A 14,097-nucleotide genomic window follows, 5' to 3' on the forward strand; every position below is an offset into this window, starting at 1 on the left:
GAGCCCCGATTTGCACTCTCAACTGCGGCGGCAGAAAGGAGTAATTCCGTGCCTGGTGGCGCAGAACATTAAGTATGGCCGGTTCACTGCTCCTGTCGTCCATGGGAATGATCGGAACCTTGATCGGTAGCGGCCTGACGGGGTTCCTCTCCATTCGGTCGGAACGTGCGAAGCAGCAAGCTCTGGAGCAACAGGAGGAACGTCAGTCCCGCAGACAGCAGAGACTGCAGGAAATGGATCTTCGCCTGGAGCATCATCGGTGGCGAAGAGAACACCGGAAGATGACTTATCAGGAATTCGCCGAAAAATCTCAGCTGGCCCGGATAGCGGCTCTTGACCATCACAGATCTTGCCTGCCGGATGCTCCTGAAGCAGGGCATGCGGAAGAGATCCGTCTGCGGGGCAGGAAAACATACAGGGATGCTCTGATGGCCTCCTATGCGGTCGAGTTACAGGGGCCTGAAGAGGTGGCTGCTCGGGCGAGCGACTGTATCTCGAGCCTCCGTGACATGCTGAACTGCGCGGAGGAGCATGAGTCGAGGTCCACGTCAGGGCCGCTGGACCAGGAGGATGTCGCGGAAATGGATGAGCAGATATCAGCTTGCTTCAACGATACACAGAGGAGGCTTCAGCTCTTTATCCGCGCCGGGCGTGCGGCTCTGGATCGGCCCATGCCGTCAAATTGATCGGCGGCTGCAGAAAACCTCGTCCCTGCAGTTCAGGTCGTATATCTCCGCTCTCGCGTGCCCCGGACCACAGCTCCGTAGGTATATTCACCGGCAGAATCCGAGCAGGCCGCCCTGTCTCCGCGCGAGGAACAGACACTCGACCTCATCGCCCGCGGCTTCACCCACGCCCGGACAGCCACCCGGTTCGGCGTGAGCAAGGCCACCGTCGACACGTACATCGAACTCGTCCGAGTCAAACTCCAGGTCGGCAACAAGGCCGAACCGACCCGGGCCGCCCTCGCCCCACTGCGCCCGGAGCCCAAGTGAGCCGATTACGGCCGTCCGACGCCGTCGCCGATACCGAGTGGTCCTGGTCCGCGAGGCCGTGCTTCGACGCCTGGCCTGCCGTACTCGTGATGGCCGCGATCACCGCCGAGAGCACGGCTCCATGCATGGCCTGCCTGCGCGCCCGGCACATACCGCGCCGCTGGGCGGCCGGCAACGCGGTGTTCGTGGCCCTGGCCCTGGTGCCCGGAGCGCTGCCGGCCGCCCTGGATTGCGCAGCCTCGGCCCGGGGCCGCGGTATCGGCGCCCGACTGGCAAAGCCGGACGCCGATTCCGCTCATGTCAGACCGGCGAGGTGACCACCCGGCGAAGGTGCCGGGCGAAGAACCGGACCGCGCTGCCGGCCTCGAAACTGGGCAGCTCCTTGTGCCTGCCTGGGTTGGCGTGCAGCGTCTTCTCCTTCGAGGCGAAGGCGTCGAACAGCGCCAGACCGGACTCGCGCGGGATGTGCTCGTCGTCCCACTGGAGCATGAATTCGATCGGGATGGTGATCTGCTTTGCCGTCTCGGCCAGGGCATCGGGCCAGTGGAGACCGAAGACCGCGGCGGTGATCCTGGGATCGGCCGCCGTCAGCGGCACCCCGATCGCGGTGCCCATGTTCAGGCCGAAGTAGCCGACCGGCCCGTCGGCGCCGATCTCCGGCAGTTCCTGGAGGGCGTCCAGGGTCGCCTGCCACTCGGGTACGGCGCGCTCCGCCAGGTGGGCGTTGTAGCGGACGACGATCGGGCCTTCCGGCTCGCCCGCCTCCCTCGCCTTGAACAGTGCGGCGATCTCTTGCTCGTCGTGCGCCGTGCGCGGTCGGTCGCCGTGGCCGGGCGCGTCGATGACGGCGACGTGGAAGCCGCAGCCGGTCACGAGGAGGTGTGCACGGCCCGTCATCGCCGGCCACTTCTTGTGCGTGCCGCCACCATGGCCCATCAGCACCAGGGGCGCGCGATCGGGGCCGGATGCGGGCGACCAGAGCACGCCGGGTATCTCGCCCACGGTGAAGTCGCGTTCGACGACACGGTTCGACGTCGTCTCCGCAGTGAACTGCACAGAATGCATAGGTTGTTGCCTTTCGGGAGTGCCTTGTTGCTGAGGCGCTCCCGGCGACACCTACGTCAATCGCCGGACCGTGAAGAAGAGGGGGAGCACCCACACAGATACAGCGTTCATGGGTCTCACCTCCTCGGGCGACGTCACGGTCTACCGCACGCTAACAGCCGAATGTCGTCCCGCCCAACCGCTTTTCCTGCCGACCTCCTCTACCCGTGCGGCGATCGCGGAGCCGTCGGAGAAACGGACGGTGCGGGCTCGTGCAGACGGACATCGCGGGTGCGGCCGCGTATGGTGCATGCCCGCCAGGTTGCTCGTCTCGGAGGCCCGGGCGGGCGGCAGGACGCAACTTCACCTACCGATTCACCGCGGACACCCCCGGCACCTACCCGCACGTCGGTGTCCAGCTCGACCGGGGCCTGTACGCGCCGTTGATATTGTAGTCGTGGACCAGCTCGGCCGGCGGTCGGCACCGGTCCGGCAGACACATTCGACGAGCGTCTCCCAGCTGCCGGCCAGCCGCTCGACGGGGCGGTCGGAGCCGGACTCCTCCGGCCGGGAAAAGGCAGAGCAGGCGTGAGGTGGGCCATTCTGACCGGCGGGCGAACGCAACGGTCCGCCGGCACGGCTCATCGCCCGGCCGGCATCACGTTCTCCACCCTGCCCTGGGTATCGGCCTCCAAGTAGCCGCTCTCGTGGTATTCGTTCTTGAGGTGGACTTCCATGCCCACAGGAGTGTTGAAGACCTTGTTCGGCTGCCGCATCGTCAGGTAACGGTCCGTCGGCTTCTCGACCTTCAGTTCCCTCTCCGCTCGGGCGAACAGGGCGGGCACGGCGTCCCACCGGAAGTTCTTCACACTCACCGGCTCAAAGCTGCTGGAAAGGGTGCCTTTGAAGAGGCCCATTCCCGCTCCGCTGCCGGGACTGTAGACATAGCTGACGTACCGGGTCCGGCTGCCGGCCACCATCATGTCGGCCTGCGCGTGGTCCGGATAGATGGTGAAGTCACCGAAGCTGTCGCTTCCCGATGCGTCCTCGATGGCCTTGAGCGCGATCCGAATGCCCTCGGGGGTAAGCAAGTTGGTGGTCGCGGCTGTCGATGGTGTTGTTGTCGAGCGCTTGGGACTGGGGCGGTCCTGCTGGGTCTCCCGGCCCGTTCCCGTGGACGCCGCTGCGTTACCGCCGTCGCCGCCGCCGGACAGGGCGCCCCAGGTCAGTCCGCCCGCCAGCACGGCACCGGCCGCGACGGAGGCGACCGCGATGCGGCGTGGGCGGCCCTGTCGTCGAGCCAGTGGCCCGGAGGCGGCGGGCGTCGGCGGTTGGGGGACGAGGGCGGCGTCGTGCGGCGGTGCCAGCGGGTAGGACGTCGGAGCGGCATCGTCGCCTGTCTCTGCCGCGGCCGCCAGCATCCGGTCGACGGCCTCTGCGTCCGGCCGCGCCGCGGGATCCCTTACCAGCACGCGCTCCAGCAGGGGAGTCAGGGATCCGGCGCGCACGGGCGGCGGTACGTCCTCGTGGAGTACGGCGGCCAGCGTGGCCAGCGTATTTCCCCGGCGCAGCGGATGGTGACCCTCGACGGCCACGTAGAGCATCATCGCCAGCGACCACAGGTCGGCCGCGGGTCCGCCGGGATCGCCGGAGACGCGTTCCGGGGCCATGTAGTCGGGCGTGCCGATGATCGACCCGGTGGCGGTCAGGGCGGTGGCCTCCCGAATCGCCGCGATGCCGAAGTCCGTGAGCACGGGTCGGCCGTCGGTGCGGAGCAGGACGTTGGCGGGTTTCACGTCCCGGTGCTGAACGCCTGCGGCATGGGCGGCGCGCAGGGCGTCGAGCACGCCTCGGCCGATGTGGGCGGCTTCGGCGGGGGGCACCGATCCCCGGGCCAGCCGGTCCGCGAGCGAACCACCGTCGACCAGTTCCATGACGAGCCACGGATACGTTCCCTCGCCGCCGTCGACGATGTGATGGATCGTCACAACGTTGGGGTGCTGGACCCTGGCCAGGGCCCGGGCCTCGCGCAGGACCCGCTCGCGCAGCATCCGTGCCGCGTCAGGGTCGTACTCGACGAGGTCCGGGTCCGCCGGCCGGACCTCCTTGACGGCCACGTTGCGGTGCAGCAGCAGGTCGCGGGCGCGCCACACGGTGCCCATGCCGCCGCCACCGAGCCTGGCCTCCAGCTCGAAGCGCCCGTCGACGACGCGTCTGCCGCTCTCCCCCTCGTTCATGGCGAGGAGCTTAGGTGACGCGGTGTGGCGCCGGGTGCCGAGGGCGAGCCGTGAGTCAAGGAAACGGCGACGGCACGGCCGCCGGCCGCGCTGCCTGAACGGAGGCGCCGCAATACCGCGCGCGGCCACGACCGCGAGGAACAGCGGCCGCTGAAGGCCGTCACCGTCGATGGACTGCTGTTCCCGCACGCCCGGCAGGCCCTGCGGATGCAGCGCAAACGCGGCGAGATCGGCGCGAGGAAATGGAACATCGAGACCGTCCACGCGGTCACCGACATGCCGGCCGAACAGGCCACCGCGGAGGAAACTGGCCGGATGGACACACGGCCACTGGATCGACGACGTCGGTGAATCCAACTCCCGCGAGTTTCCGAGAAACAGTTTCTGTAATCGGCTGGGGCCGCCATGATGGGGGCGAAGACCGCCGTCCCCACGGGGAACGAATGCGGCTGATCACGAACGAGGGCACTACCGGGTGGAAGAAGAGCTCTCGCTGTCGGCCAGGTACGGCCGATGGCGCAACGACGACGCGCTCGCCACTTCCGAGCGGCTGCGGCAGCTCGAAATAATCGTGCTCGACCTTCTTGTACGCACTGTCTCGCCCCGGGACCTGAGGATCATCCCTGTCGATGGGGCGCCGGCTTTCGCCTTCGAACTCGAGGGTTGTGACTACTTGGTCACTCTGTCCCAGGAGCAAGGCGCCTTGTCGGACCACACCATCGCACGGACGGTCGCCTCCGCCGGCCTGACGGGACGTCCTGGGGACACTCGCTGGGTACTGCTGGCCTGGGGCACGGACGTCAGCCCACGCGATGATCAGGTCCTGGACGGCATCCGTGCCTTCGGGGTGGTGCTCGACCGCACCCATCTGGATGCCGCAGTCGCTGGGATGCGACCACTGACGGACCTGGTTCGCGCCACCTTCCGTCGACGCCACCCGTATGTGCCACTGGCTGAACTCGTCCATTCGGAAGCTACCCCGGCTGAGCCGGCGGTACGCGACGCGAGCGCCAGCGTGCCGTGGCATGCCGTACGCGAGAGTGCCCGGGGCGAGCGGCGTGACTACCGCCTCGACAGGTTCCCCCTCGCCGACGAGGGGCAGGCCCAGGTCTTCCGTGCCGTGCACAAGCCCAGCGGCGCAGAAGTGGCCTTCAAACGGCGCAAGTCCAAGGGGACTTCAGGACAGCGTCGCATGCGCCGTGAGGTGGAGATCGCGCAGCACCTCGGACGGCACGCGCATGTGATGCCGGTGCTCGACTTCGACCCCAATTTTGAGTGGCTCGTCATGCCCATGGCCGAGGCCACAGCCGAGGACCGGCTGAACGACCTGCAGGACCCGACCGAGCTCCGGCGCCTGGTGGACGCCGTCACCTCTGTCCTTGCCGAGGCCCACGCGGCCGACTGGCTGCACCGGGACATCAAACCGTCCAACATCCTCTTCCTCGACGGCCGGTGGACCCTGGCCGACTGGGGCATCGTGCGACGCCCTCGCGGCCAAACCACGGGCCCCCTCACCGGTGCCGAGATCGGCACGCTCGGCTTCGCCGCACCGGAACTGTCCGTCAATCCGCACGAAGCCACCGCCGCCAGTGACATCTACAGCCTCGGCCAGGTCATCGGATGGGCTCTCACCCGAACCATGCCGCAGCCGAACACCCCACTGCTGCCCCCGCCCGGTGGACCGTGGTACGCCGCGGTGCGGCAAGCAACTCAACCAGACCCGAAACACAGACCACAGAACGTAGCTGCTTTCCTGGCCGTCCTGGACCCCAAGACCCACGCACTTTCGACATCGCCCACCGCCCGCGCAAGTCTGCTGCGGACGGGTATGCGCGACGGTGATCGCGCCGCTGCCGCGCAACTGATTGCCCTGGCCGCTGACCATCCCGACAACTACGAGCTGTATCTGGACATCCTGGTTCACACGCCGATCAGCATGCTGGGCAATCCGCTTGCCGACAACGCTCATCAGGCCGTCACCGTCGTCAGGGCGATGGCCGAACATGTTGGCACAGAGCGCGGAAGGAAGATGGCGGAGGACAACTTCGACGTCCATCGACCCATCCGGTGGCTGTTGCAGGTAGCCACTGTTTCTGCGCAGAAGGAAGTCTGGGAACTCCTCGATGCGGCTGCCGATGCCATGTTCACCTGGCTCGACCGATGGGATCAGGCCGGGCGGTGGAGATCACGGCCAGTGCATTGGCAGGACCCAAGATGCTGGGACTACATCGAACGATGGCTGCGCAAGCTTCGTGGGCCGGCGGCGACGGTTGTCGCGGTGGTCCTGGGGCGGCACGCCCATAGCGCCTGTGAGTTTTGGAGACTGGTGGACAAGCGCAGGGTGGACCGAAATATTCGCAGCGCGATCGATATCGCTCTCGCTGCCGGGAACTGACCGCAGCTACCCGCGGCCGCGAGATGAGTCATGGCCGTCGACCAGCCACCGCGGGAATGAGCCTGGTCGACAAGTCACCGCCGGAATGAGCCTGTCGGGGCGGAGCGGTGGTGCCCGGTCGGGAGTGGCTGTCGGCCGGTTTCACCCCGTCGGCGTGCTCGCTGTGCCCGGCGTGCGGATGCGCTGGGTGAGGAAGAGTGCCGCGCGGTCCAGTGCCTCGTCGGCCTCGTCGAGGACGCCGGCGAACGACTGGAACACGTGGGGTACGTCGGCGGTGATGTCAAGGACGACATCCACTCCGGCGGCTCTCGCGCGCGCGGCCATGCGCGTGGAGTCGTCCAGGAGCACCTCGTTGGTGCCCGCCTGCAGGAGCATCGGTGGGAAACCGGTCAGATCGGCGAGGGTGGCCGGGCTGAGCATGGGGTGGTGCGGGTCCTGCCCCGCCAGGTACATGGCCCCCGTGTGTCCCAGGGTTTCGCGTGTGAAGAACGGGTCGATGCCTGCCTTGTTGTCCATGCTCTCGCCCGTCCGGGTGGCGTCGAGTCCGGGGGAGAACGCCACGATCGCCGCCGGCATGGGGAGGCCCGTGTCGCGGGCGGCAAGGCAGGTGGTGACGGTGAGGCCACCGCCGGCGGAGTCCCCGGCGAACGCGATGGTGGAAGGGTCCTCGCCGCTGTCGAGCAGTGCGCGGTAGGCGCTCAGCGCGTCTTCGATCGCGGCCGGGAACGGGTGCTCGGGGGCGAGCCGGTAGTCCGGTGAGAAGGCCCTGAACCCGGTCTTGGCCACGAGGTTGCCCGTCAGCGACAGCGCGGTCTCCGGTGAGCCGAACACGTAGGCGCCGCCGTGGAAGTACAGGATCGTCCCGGCGCGGGGGCCGTCGACCGGTTCGATGAGCAGTGCGGGGCGTGGGCCGAGCGTCGTGGCCGTGGTGCGGATTCCGTGCGGGATGATCATTTTGGTCATCATCGCCCTGAATCCGGCTCGGATCTCCTCAACCGTTTGAGGGCCCTCGGGTCGGGGCTGCCGCAGCATTGCATCGATCATCGCGCGCTGTTCCTTGCTCATACCCGCTCCCGTCGTAAGTAGCTGCCGCTACACTATATGCCGTGGCATATAAGTCGAGTGGTGGCACTGTCGACCTCCCGGGTTTCTTCGCTGACCTCGTCCGTTGCGAGACGCGTCTGTACAACGCCCTCAACGACCGTCTTCGTGAGCGGCACGGGATCGTCACATCGCAGTTCGAGTTCCTGCGCCACCTCCGTGACCGTCCCGGGTCTCGGGTGGCGGACCTCGCTGCGGAGTTCGCGGTCGGAATCGGGGCGACCAGCAAGGGCGTCGACCGCCTGGAGAAGCAGGGATGGGTCGTCCGGCAACGGAATCCATCGGATCGCCGGTCGTCGCTGCTGGCTCTGACGGACGACGGCTTGGAGTTGGTCGATGCGGCCGACCGCACCTTCACCGAGCGGCTGGCCGAGCTGCTCGGAGACACTCTTGGCGGATCTCCGATGTCGGCTGTCGCGCAGACCCTCTCGCAGCTCCGCTCTGTACTGGAACGCGACCAGATCGGCATGCCCACAGGCTGACGCGCATGGCGCAGCCGACTGCCCCCGGGGCCAGTGTGTGTTGACGCCCCCGCGACTACGACGTTGCGTCCTGACCTTTTTCGTCTGCCGTCGTCCAGTCGCGCCCCTCAGGACCGGGCGCGACTGGACGGTCCGCTCAGCCGGCGTCGCCCGTCGTGAACGTCACCTCCGCCGTGTCGACGGTCCCCCCGTGGCGCCCGGGTGCGCTCTGCCACTTCCAGTAGAGGTTGGTGTGCGCGATCACCTGCTCCGGAGCCGGCGCCCCGTACTCGGTGAGGTCCTCCGTTGTGTGCGCGTCGCCGACCAGCGTCACGTCGTATCCGCGCACGAGGGCCCCGTGGAGGGTCGAGCGGATGCATGCGTCGGTCTGGGCGCCCGTGACGACGAGCCGGCCCACCCCGCGCTCGGCGAGCACGGCCTCCAGATCCGTGTCCTCGAACGAGTCGCCATAGGTCTTGTGGACGAGCGGCTCGGTGTCGCGCCGCACCAGCTCCGGCACGTACTGCCAGCTCTCACTGTCCCGCTTGAGCCCGTCGTCGGAGTGCTGCACCCAGACCACGGGCACGTCCTCCGCGCGGGCCTTGTCGATCAGGGCGTTGATGTTCGCGATCATGCTGTCGCGGTTGTGCGAGCCATCCACCACTCCGTTCTGGACGTCGATGACGAGCAGTGCCGTGTGTGGCCGGTCGGGCAGGGTGGTCATGGGGACTCCTCTGTGTCGTCACGTGGTTCTCGTCACGAAGCGTGTGTCGTCTCCCACGGTAGGCTCCGCCACTGACAACGGCGCTGGATCGCGCGGCCGTCAGCGCAGCAGCTCCGCGAGTCTGCGCCAGGCGGCGCGAGGCAGCAGGTCGCGAGGCTGGTCGTGGACCACCTGCAGGGCCACATGGTCCGCGCCCGCCGTATGGAAGGCCTCGATGCGTTCCCGGATCCGGTCGTCGTCTCCCCAGGCGAACAGTGCGTCCACCAGGCGGTCGCTGCCGCCGTCCGCGAAGTCGTCGTCCGTGAAGCCGAACTGACGCAGGGAGTTCGTGTAGTTCGGCAGCCCCAGGTAGAAGGCGAGGTAACCACGGGCCTTCGCCCGGGCGCTGTCCGGGTCCGTGTCCAGAACCACCTTCGTCTCCGGTGCGAGCAGCGGGGCGTCGCCCAGGATCTCGCGGGCCCTGGCTGTGTGTTCGGGCGTCACCAGGTACGGGTGCGAGCCGGCGGCACGGTCGCGGGACAGCTTCAGCATCTTGGGGCCGAGCGCGGCCAGCACGCGGCGTCCGGCGGGTACGCCGGCGGCGTCGAGTTCGTCCAGATAGGCGACCATGGCCGAGTACGGGCGGTGGTACTGGTCCGTCAGTTTGGCGTGGCTCACACCGAGTCCGAGCAGGAAGCGCCCGGGACGGGCCTGGTCCAGTTCGACGAAGCGCGCGGCGGTCTCGGCTGCCTCATACTCCCAGATGCTCTGGATTCCGGTTGCCACGGTGAGGTGCGAGGTCGCCTCGATCAGCGGCGCCGCATGGCGCACTGTGCTGCTGCCGCCCAACCAGACGGCACCGAAGCCGAGTTCCTCAAGTTCAGCGGCGGCTTCGATCAGTTCGCCGCGCCTGGCCGGGTCCTCGGAGCGCAGTGCCATGCTCCAGATGCCGTAGGGTCCGACGGTCTCCTTCAGGGAGCCGTCAGAGCCCGCGCTCGTTTCGTCGCCCATCGTGTCCGATCCTTCCGTGCCGTGTGCTGCGCACCGCCCATGGATCACTCACGAGGGTGCCGTTGATCACAGCAGACCCCAACCGGCTGCCGAGAGGGCGTATTCCACGCCGGACGCACACCCGTACGGTCACATCAGCCCGACGATCCGCGGCGGCGCGAACACATGTCGGGCCCGGTGTTCCGCGGCGAGTTTCGCGGCGCCCGGCCGGAACGAGGTGGCGGAGTCCCTGGCGAGGCCGTAGCGGTGCAGCGAGCATGTCTCGCAGGTGTCGTCCCAGCCGGGCAGCCGCTCCGCATGCTCCGCCGCGAGATGCTCACCGAGCCGGATCTGTGTCCCGGGCACGGTGTCCATGAAGTCCCAGTCCACGCCCTGCTCCGTGCCGAGCCGCAACTCGGCCATGACACCCTGGATGTGCCGCATCGCCTCGTACATCCGCACGCACACGGCGCAGTCCCATATCCACGCCGGGAGCAGCGGCCACTGGTCCTCGAGGCACAGATCGTCGGCGCTCATGCGGGGCACCGTAGCGGCGGGCCATGGCGCGTAGGACCGATCGGTCCGAAGTTCACCCTGAGGGGGTTCGGTCCCGCCGGCAGGCAGCATGGTCTCGTCGGCGGCCTCACCCGGGCCCAGGCCTTCACCTCGTCCGCACATGACGCACCCCTTGACTTCACAAGGCCTCCGCGCGACATTTCCTGACGCTGCATCAGAAATCAATGTTTTCGTGAGTACTGCACGGCATCGAGAGCACCGCAGAACGCCGCACCGCCTCACCGTCCCTCGCCACCCTGGAGCGATCTGCCATGCCCACCAGCGCGGACCCCGTGAGACGTACCGATTCCTCCGCGACGGCCGGACCCTCACGCCGACAGGTGCTCGGCGCGACCGGCGCCGGACTCGCGCTCGCGGCCGGCTTGCCGGAGGCGGCCGGCACGGCACGGGCCGCCGACCTGCCTCCGCTCGGCACGTACGACGTCATCGTGATCGGCTCCGGCGCGGCAGGCATGACCGCCGCGCTGACGGCCGCCAACCAGGGGCTGAGCTGCGTCGTGGTGGAGAAGGCGGCCACCTTCGGCGGGTCGGCGGCGCGCTCCGGCGCGGGCATCTGGATCCCGAACAACCCGGTCATCCTCGCCGCGGGCGTCCCGGACACCCCGGCGAAGGCGGCCGCCTACCTCGCAGCTGTCGTCGGCCCGGACGTCTCCGTCGAGCGACAGCAGGCATTTCTCGGCCACGGGCCCGAGATGATCTCCTTTGTCATGGCCCACAGCCCGCTGCGCTTCCGCTGGATGGAGGGGTACAGCGACTACTACCCCGAGCTGCCCGGCGGACTGCCGAACGGCCGCTCCATCGAACCCGACCAGCTCGACGGAAACATCCTCGGCTCCGAACTCGCCCACCTCAATCCGCCTTACATGGCAGTCCCGAGCGGCATGGTCGTCTTCAGCGCCGACTACAAGTGGCTGACCCTCTCCGCCGTCAGCGCCAAAGGGATCGCCGTCGCCGTCGAGTGCCTCGCGCGCGGCACCAAGGCCGCGCTCCTCGGCCAGAAGCCCCTCACCATGGGGCAGTCGCTGGCGGCCGGACTGCGCGCGGGGCTGCTCGCCGCGGGCGTGCCCGTGTGGCTGAACACCCCGCTGACCGACCTGTACACCGAAGGCGGGGCGGTCACGGGAGCCGTGGTGACCCGCGACGGTACGCCCGGACTGCTCCGGGCCCGGCGCGGGGTGATCGTGGGCTCCGGCGGTTTCGAGCACAACGCGGCCATGCGCGCGCAGTACCAGCGGCAGCCCATCGGCACCGGGTGGACCGTGGGCGCCCGGGAGAACACCGGCGACGGCATCCGGGCGGGAGAGCGGGCCGGCGCCGCGCTCGACCTGATGGACGACGCATGGTGGGGCCCGGCGATCCCGCTGCCCGACGAGCCGTACTTCTGCCTCGCCGAACGCACCCTGCCGGGCGGCCTGTTGGTGAACGCCGCGGGCTCCCGTTTTGTCAACGAGGCTGCCCCGTACAGCGACGTCGTCCACACGATGTACGACCGGAACACGACCGACCCGGACATCCCGGCCTGGCTGATCGTCGACCAGAACTACCGCAACCGGTACCTCTTCAAGGACGTCGCCCCCACTCTTGTCTTCCCCGACGCCTGGTACGGCTCGGGCGCCGCGCACAAGGCATGGACCCTGGACGCCCTGGCCGGGCAGATCGGTGTGCCCGCGGCCGCGCTGCGTGCCACCGTCGACCGCTTCAACTCCCTTGCGCGGAGGGGTAACGACACCGACTTCCACCGCGGCGACAGCACCTACGATCACTACTACACCGATCCTGCCGTCGTCCCGAACTCCTGTCTGGCGCCGCTGTGGCTGGCCCCGTACTACGCTTTCAAGATCGTCCCGGGTGATCTGGGTACCAAGGGCGGCATGCGCACCGATGCCCGGGCGCGGGTGCTGCGCGCGGACGGCTCGGTGATCCCCGGTCTGTACGCGGCCGGGAACGCCAGCGCCGCCGTCATGGGCCACAGCTACGCGGGTGCGGGCTCGACGATCGGTCCCGCGATGACCTTCGGCTACATCGCCGCGCTGGACCTCGCGGTTGGGAGCTGAGGGTCCGGGCCGTCGGGGAGTGGGTGCAAAGCCCCAGCAACGGGTTCATATAGGCTTCTCGCTTCGGTTCCCACAGTCCGCGAGTGCCCGGGAGAGTTCCTGTGACCGTAGCGATCGCCCCGTCCGGAGCGGCCGGTTCGCCCGATGACGACAGGCCTGCAGAGGAGACGTCCGCCGACGGTGTGCCGGCCGTCGAGGCGGCTTCCACGGACCAAGGGTTCTGGGTCGAGCCGGGAGCGGCCGGCGACGCGGCCCTGTCCTCGATGGAGCCCGTGGTGGCAGAAGTGGCCGATGGAGTCGAGGCGCGCCACGGGGCAGAACCGGGTGACGGAGCCGAACCGGGCAACGGAGCCGCGGTGTTCGACATGGCTGAGGCGGTCGATGGGGCCTCGGTACTCGGCATGGCTGAGGCGGCTGGTGGACTCGCGATGTCCGATGGGGCCGAGGTGGATGCTGGAGTCGCGGCGTCGGACGGGGCCGAGGCGGCCGGCGGAGTCGGCGCGGTGTCTGACGGGGACGAAGTGGCAGAGGTGGTCGCCCGGGACGCCCGTGAGTTCGGGGTGTACGCGCGGACCGGCGGCTGGGCGTTCGCGCTGAAGGTGGCGCGCAGCGTACGGCCCGGCGGGCAGCCGGCGGGGGAGACCCCCAAGATCTCCGCCAGGCGGTTCGCCGAGCTGGCGGGGTGCTCCGCCGAGCGCGTCATGCGCTACTACAAGGCGTGGGACAAGGCCGCCGACGACGGTCTCGTCCCGCACTTCGAGATCCTGGTCCCGGGCCAGGAGATCCAGCTGCCGGACTCCGACGTGTGGCTCTCGTACTACGCATCCCGCTCCAGCGCGTCCTCGGAGCGCGGCACCGCGATCGCGGCGGCGGCCGAGGCCGAGGGCATCCGGCCGACGAAGGCACTGGAGGTGGCCGAGAACCCCACCGCGCTGCGGGCGGCGATCCTCGCGGACCCCGCGACCGCACAGACGGCGCGGGCCGCACTTCTCGACCGGCTGAAGGAGGACCCGGCCCTGCAGACGGTGCTGGCGCGTGACATCGCCCGCACCGATGAGCTGAAGAAGGCCGTGGCCGGCGAGGCCCGGACCGCCGACCGCATCGGTTTTGTCCGGCAGGTCGTGGAGGACGGCCAGGTCAGGACTCCGGCCGGACAGACGATCGACGCCCCGGCCGAACTCCGTGCGGAGGCCGAGCGCCATCTGTCCCTCATCGATGAGCTGGACGACGACGAAGAGGCCGGACAGTGGGCCACGGAGGCGTACGACACGGTGAAGGAACTCGTCGTCCGGGCCGTCGAGGCCGACCCCGAACTGCGCCTCCTGGAACGCCGTACGAAGTTCTACAGCAGCCTGCAGCGGGCGACGAAGGTGTTCGAGGAACTGACCTTCGACGACGCCGATGATCTCGACGCCCTCTACGAGGACGACATGCTCCAGCGCTTGGAGGAACTCCAGGCGGCGATCGGCACGTGCATCACGGCTCTCCGCAAGGCGGCCCCGACGCAGTAGTGACGCTCGGGCGGCGGCCCGGAGCCGGCC

The 14,097-nt window shown here is 68.7% G+C and carries 13 protein-coding genes; 7 read left to right on the forward strand and 6 right to left on the reverse strand.

The genetic code is table 11. The features are described 5' to 3' along the window. The first annotated feature begins 74 nt into the window (after positions 1 to 74). The 3 genes from ABT186_RS16860 (at position 75) to ABT186_RS16870 (ending at position 1,312) form a co-directional block, all read left to right on the forward strand. A complete protein-coding gene (locus tag ABT186_RS16860) occupies positions 75 to 686 on the forward strand; it encodes a hypothetical protein (protein ID WP_351230465.1) in 612 nt (203 codons plus the stop codon). Between the two features lie 114 nt (positions 687 to 800). Beyond that, positions 801 to 995, forward strand: coding sequence for a LuxR C-terminal-related transcriptional regulator (locus ABT186_RS16865; protein ID WP_351230497.1), 195 nt, complete (start codon positions 801 to 803; stop codon positions 993 to 995). Next, the gene (locus ABT186_RS16870; protein ID WP_351230467.1) at positions 992 to 1,312 is read left to right on the forward strand and encodes a hypothetical protein; all 321 of its coding nucleotides are present in this window, start codon (positions 992 to 994) and stop codon (positions 1,310 to 1,312) included. The genes ABT186_RS16865 and ABT186_RS16870 overlap by 4 nt, the downstream gene beginning before the upstream one ends. Here the strand turns inward: ABT186_RS16870 and ABT186_RS16875 are convergent. Both ABT186_RS16875 and ABT186_RS16880 read right to left on the reverse strand, forming a co-directional pair. Further along, positions 1,296 to 2,060 (reverse strand): alpha/beta fold hydrolase, encoded by a 765-nt coding sequence (locus ABT186_RS16875; protein WP_351925587.1) that lies wholly within the window; start codon positions 2,058 to 2,060, stop codon positions 1,296 to 1,298. The genes ABT186_RS16870 and ABT186_RS16875 overlap by 17 nt on opposite strands. A gap of 620 nt (positions 2,061 to 2,680) precedes the next feature. After that, a complete protein-coding gene (locus tag ABT186_RS16880) occupies positions 2,681 to 4,276 on the reverse strand; it encodes a serine/threonine-protein kinase (protein ID WP_351230471.1) in 1,596 nt (531 codons plus the stop codon). 475 nt (positions 4,277 to 4,751) lie between these two features. Between ABT186_RS16880 and ABT186_RS16890 the strand changes: the two genes are divergently transcribed. Next, a complete protein-coding gene (locus ABT186_RS16890; RefSeq protein ID WP_351925589.1) occupies positions 4,752 to 6,671 on the forward strand; it encodes a protein kinase domain-containing protein in 1,920 nt (639 codons plus the stop codon). 141 nt (positions 6,672 to 6,812) lie between these two features. Here the strand turns inward: ABT186_RS16890 and ABT186_RS16895 are convergent, their stop codons facing one another. Further along, positions 6,813 to 7,736, reverse strand: coding sequence for an alpha/beta hydrolase (locus tag ABT186_RS16895; protein ID WP_351925591.1), 924 nt, complete (start codon positions 7,734 to 7,736; stop codon positions 6,813 to 6,815). A 41-nt stretch (positions 7,737 to 7,777) separates the two neighbouring features. Here ABT186_RS16895 and ABT186_RS16900 point away from each other — a divergent pair, with 41 nt between their 5' ends. Beyond that, positions 7,778 to 8,254, forward strand: coding sequence for a MarR family winged helix-turn-helix transcriptional regulator (locus ABT186_RS16900; RefSeq protein ID WP_351230477.1), 477 nt, complete (start codon positions 7,778 to 7,780; stop codon positions 8,252 to 8,254). A 136-nt stretch (positions 8,255 to 8,390) separates the two neighbouring features. Here ABT186_RS16900 and ABT186_RS16905 read toward each other — a convergent pair whose 3' ends face one another. The 3 genes from ABT186_RS16905 to ABT186_RS16915 all read right to left on the reverse strand — a co-directional run bounded on the left by ABT186_RS16905 (position 8,391) and on the right by ABT186_RS16915 (position 10,463). Beyond that, complete coding sequence (locus ABT186_RS16905) at positions 8,391 to 8,957, reverse strand: cysteine hydrolase family protein (RefSeq protein ID WP_351230479.1); 567 nt, start codon at positions 8,955 to 8,957, stop codon at positions 8,391 to 8,393. A gap of 99 nt (positions 8,958 to 9,056) precedes the next feature. After that, entirely contained in the window at positions 9,057 to 9,947 is an 891-nt protein-coding gene (locus ABT186_RS16910) for an LLM class F420-dependent oxidoreductase (protein WP_351925593.1), read from the reverse strand. A gap of 129 nt (positions 9,948 to 10,076) precedes the next feature. After that, the gene (locus ABT186_RS16915) at positions 10,077 to 10,463 is read right to left on the reverse strand and encodes a hypothetical protein (RefSeq protein WP_351230483.1); all 387 of its coding nucleotides are present in this window, start codon (positions 10,461 to 10,463) and stop codon (positions 10,077 to 10,079) included. A 290-nt stretch (positions 10,464 to 10,753) separates the two neighbouring features. On the opposite strand from ABT186_RS16915, the gene kstD reads away from it, so the two are divergent. Both kstD and ABT186_RS16925 read left to right on the forward strand, forming a co-directional pair. Next, positions 10,754 to 12,556: a 3-oxosteroid 1-dehydrogenase gene (gene kstD / locus ABT186_RS16920; RefSeq protein ID WP_351925595.1), complete on the forward strand. Its 1,803-nt coding sequence runs from the start codon at positions 10,754 to 10,756 to the stop codon at positions 12,554 to 12,556. 401 nt (positions 12,557 to 12,957) lie between these two features. Next, entirely contained in the window at positions 12,958 to 14,067 is a 1,110-nt protein-coding gene (locus ABT186_RS16925; RefSeq protein ID WP_502973228.1) for a hypothetical protein, read from the forward strand. Positions 14,068 to 14,097: the final 30 nt, after the last annotated feature.

Origin of the sequence: Streptomyces sp. NPDC001634 (assembly GCF_040298185.1) — a bacterium.
Lineage (GTDB): Bacteria > Actinomycetota > Actinomycetes > Streptomycetales > Streptomycetaceae > Streptomyces.

Bases quoted from the DNA above. Each gene is read 5' to 3' on its own strand.
- ABT186_RS16880 (WP_351230471.1), bottom strand. From the start codon at position 4,276: ATGAACGAGGGGGAGAGCGGCAGACGCGTCGTCGACGGGCGCTTCGAG.
- ABT186_RS16895 (WP_351925591.1), bottom strand. From the start codon at position 7,736: ATGAGCAAGGAACAGCGCGCGATGATCGATGCAATGCTGCGGCAGCCC.
- ABT186_RS16925 (WP_502973228.1), top strand. From the start codon at position 12,958: ATGGCTGAGGCGGCTGGTGGACTCGCGATGTCCGATGGGGCCGAGGTG.
- kstD (WP_351925595.1), top strand. From the start codon at position 10,754: ATGCCCACCAGCGCGGACCCCGTGAGACGTACCGATTCCTCCGCGACG.
- ABT186_RS16915 (WP_351230483.1), bottom strand. From the start codon at position 10,463: ATGAGCGCCGACGATCTGTGCCTCGAGGACCAGTGGCCGCTGCTCCCG.
- ABT186_RS16905 (WP_351230479.1), bottom strand. From the start codon at position 8,957: ATGACCACCCTGCCCGACCGGCCACACACGGCACTGCTCGTCATCGAC.
- ABT186_RS16860 (WP_351230465.1), top strand. From the start codon at position 75: ATGGCCGGTTCACTGCTCCTGTCGTCCATGGGAATGATCGGAACCTTG.
- ABT186_RS16910 (WP_351925593.1), bottom strand. From the start codon at position 9,947: ATGGGCGACGAAACGAGCGCGGGCTCTGACGGCTCCCTGAAGGAGACC.
- ABT186_RS16875 (WP_351925587.1), bottom strand. From the start codon at position 2,060: ATGCATTCTGTGCAGTTCACTGCGGAGACGACGTCGAACCGTGTCGTC.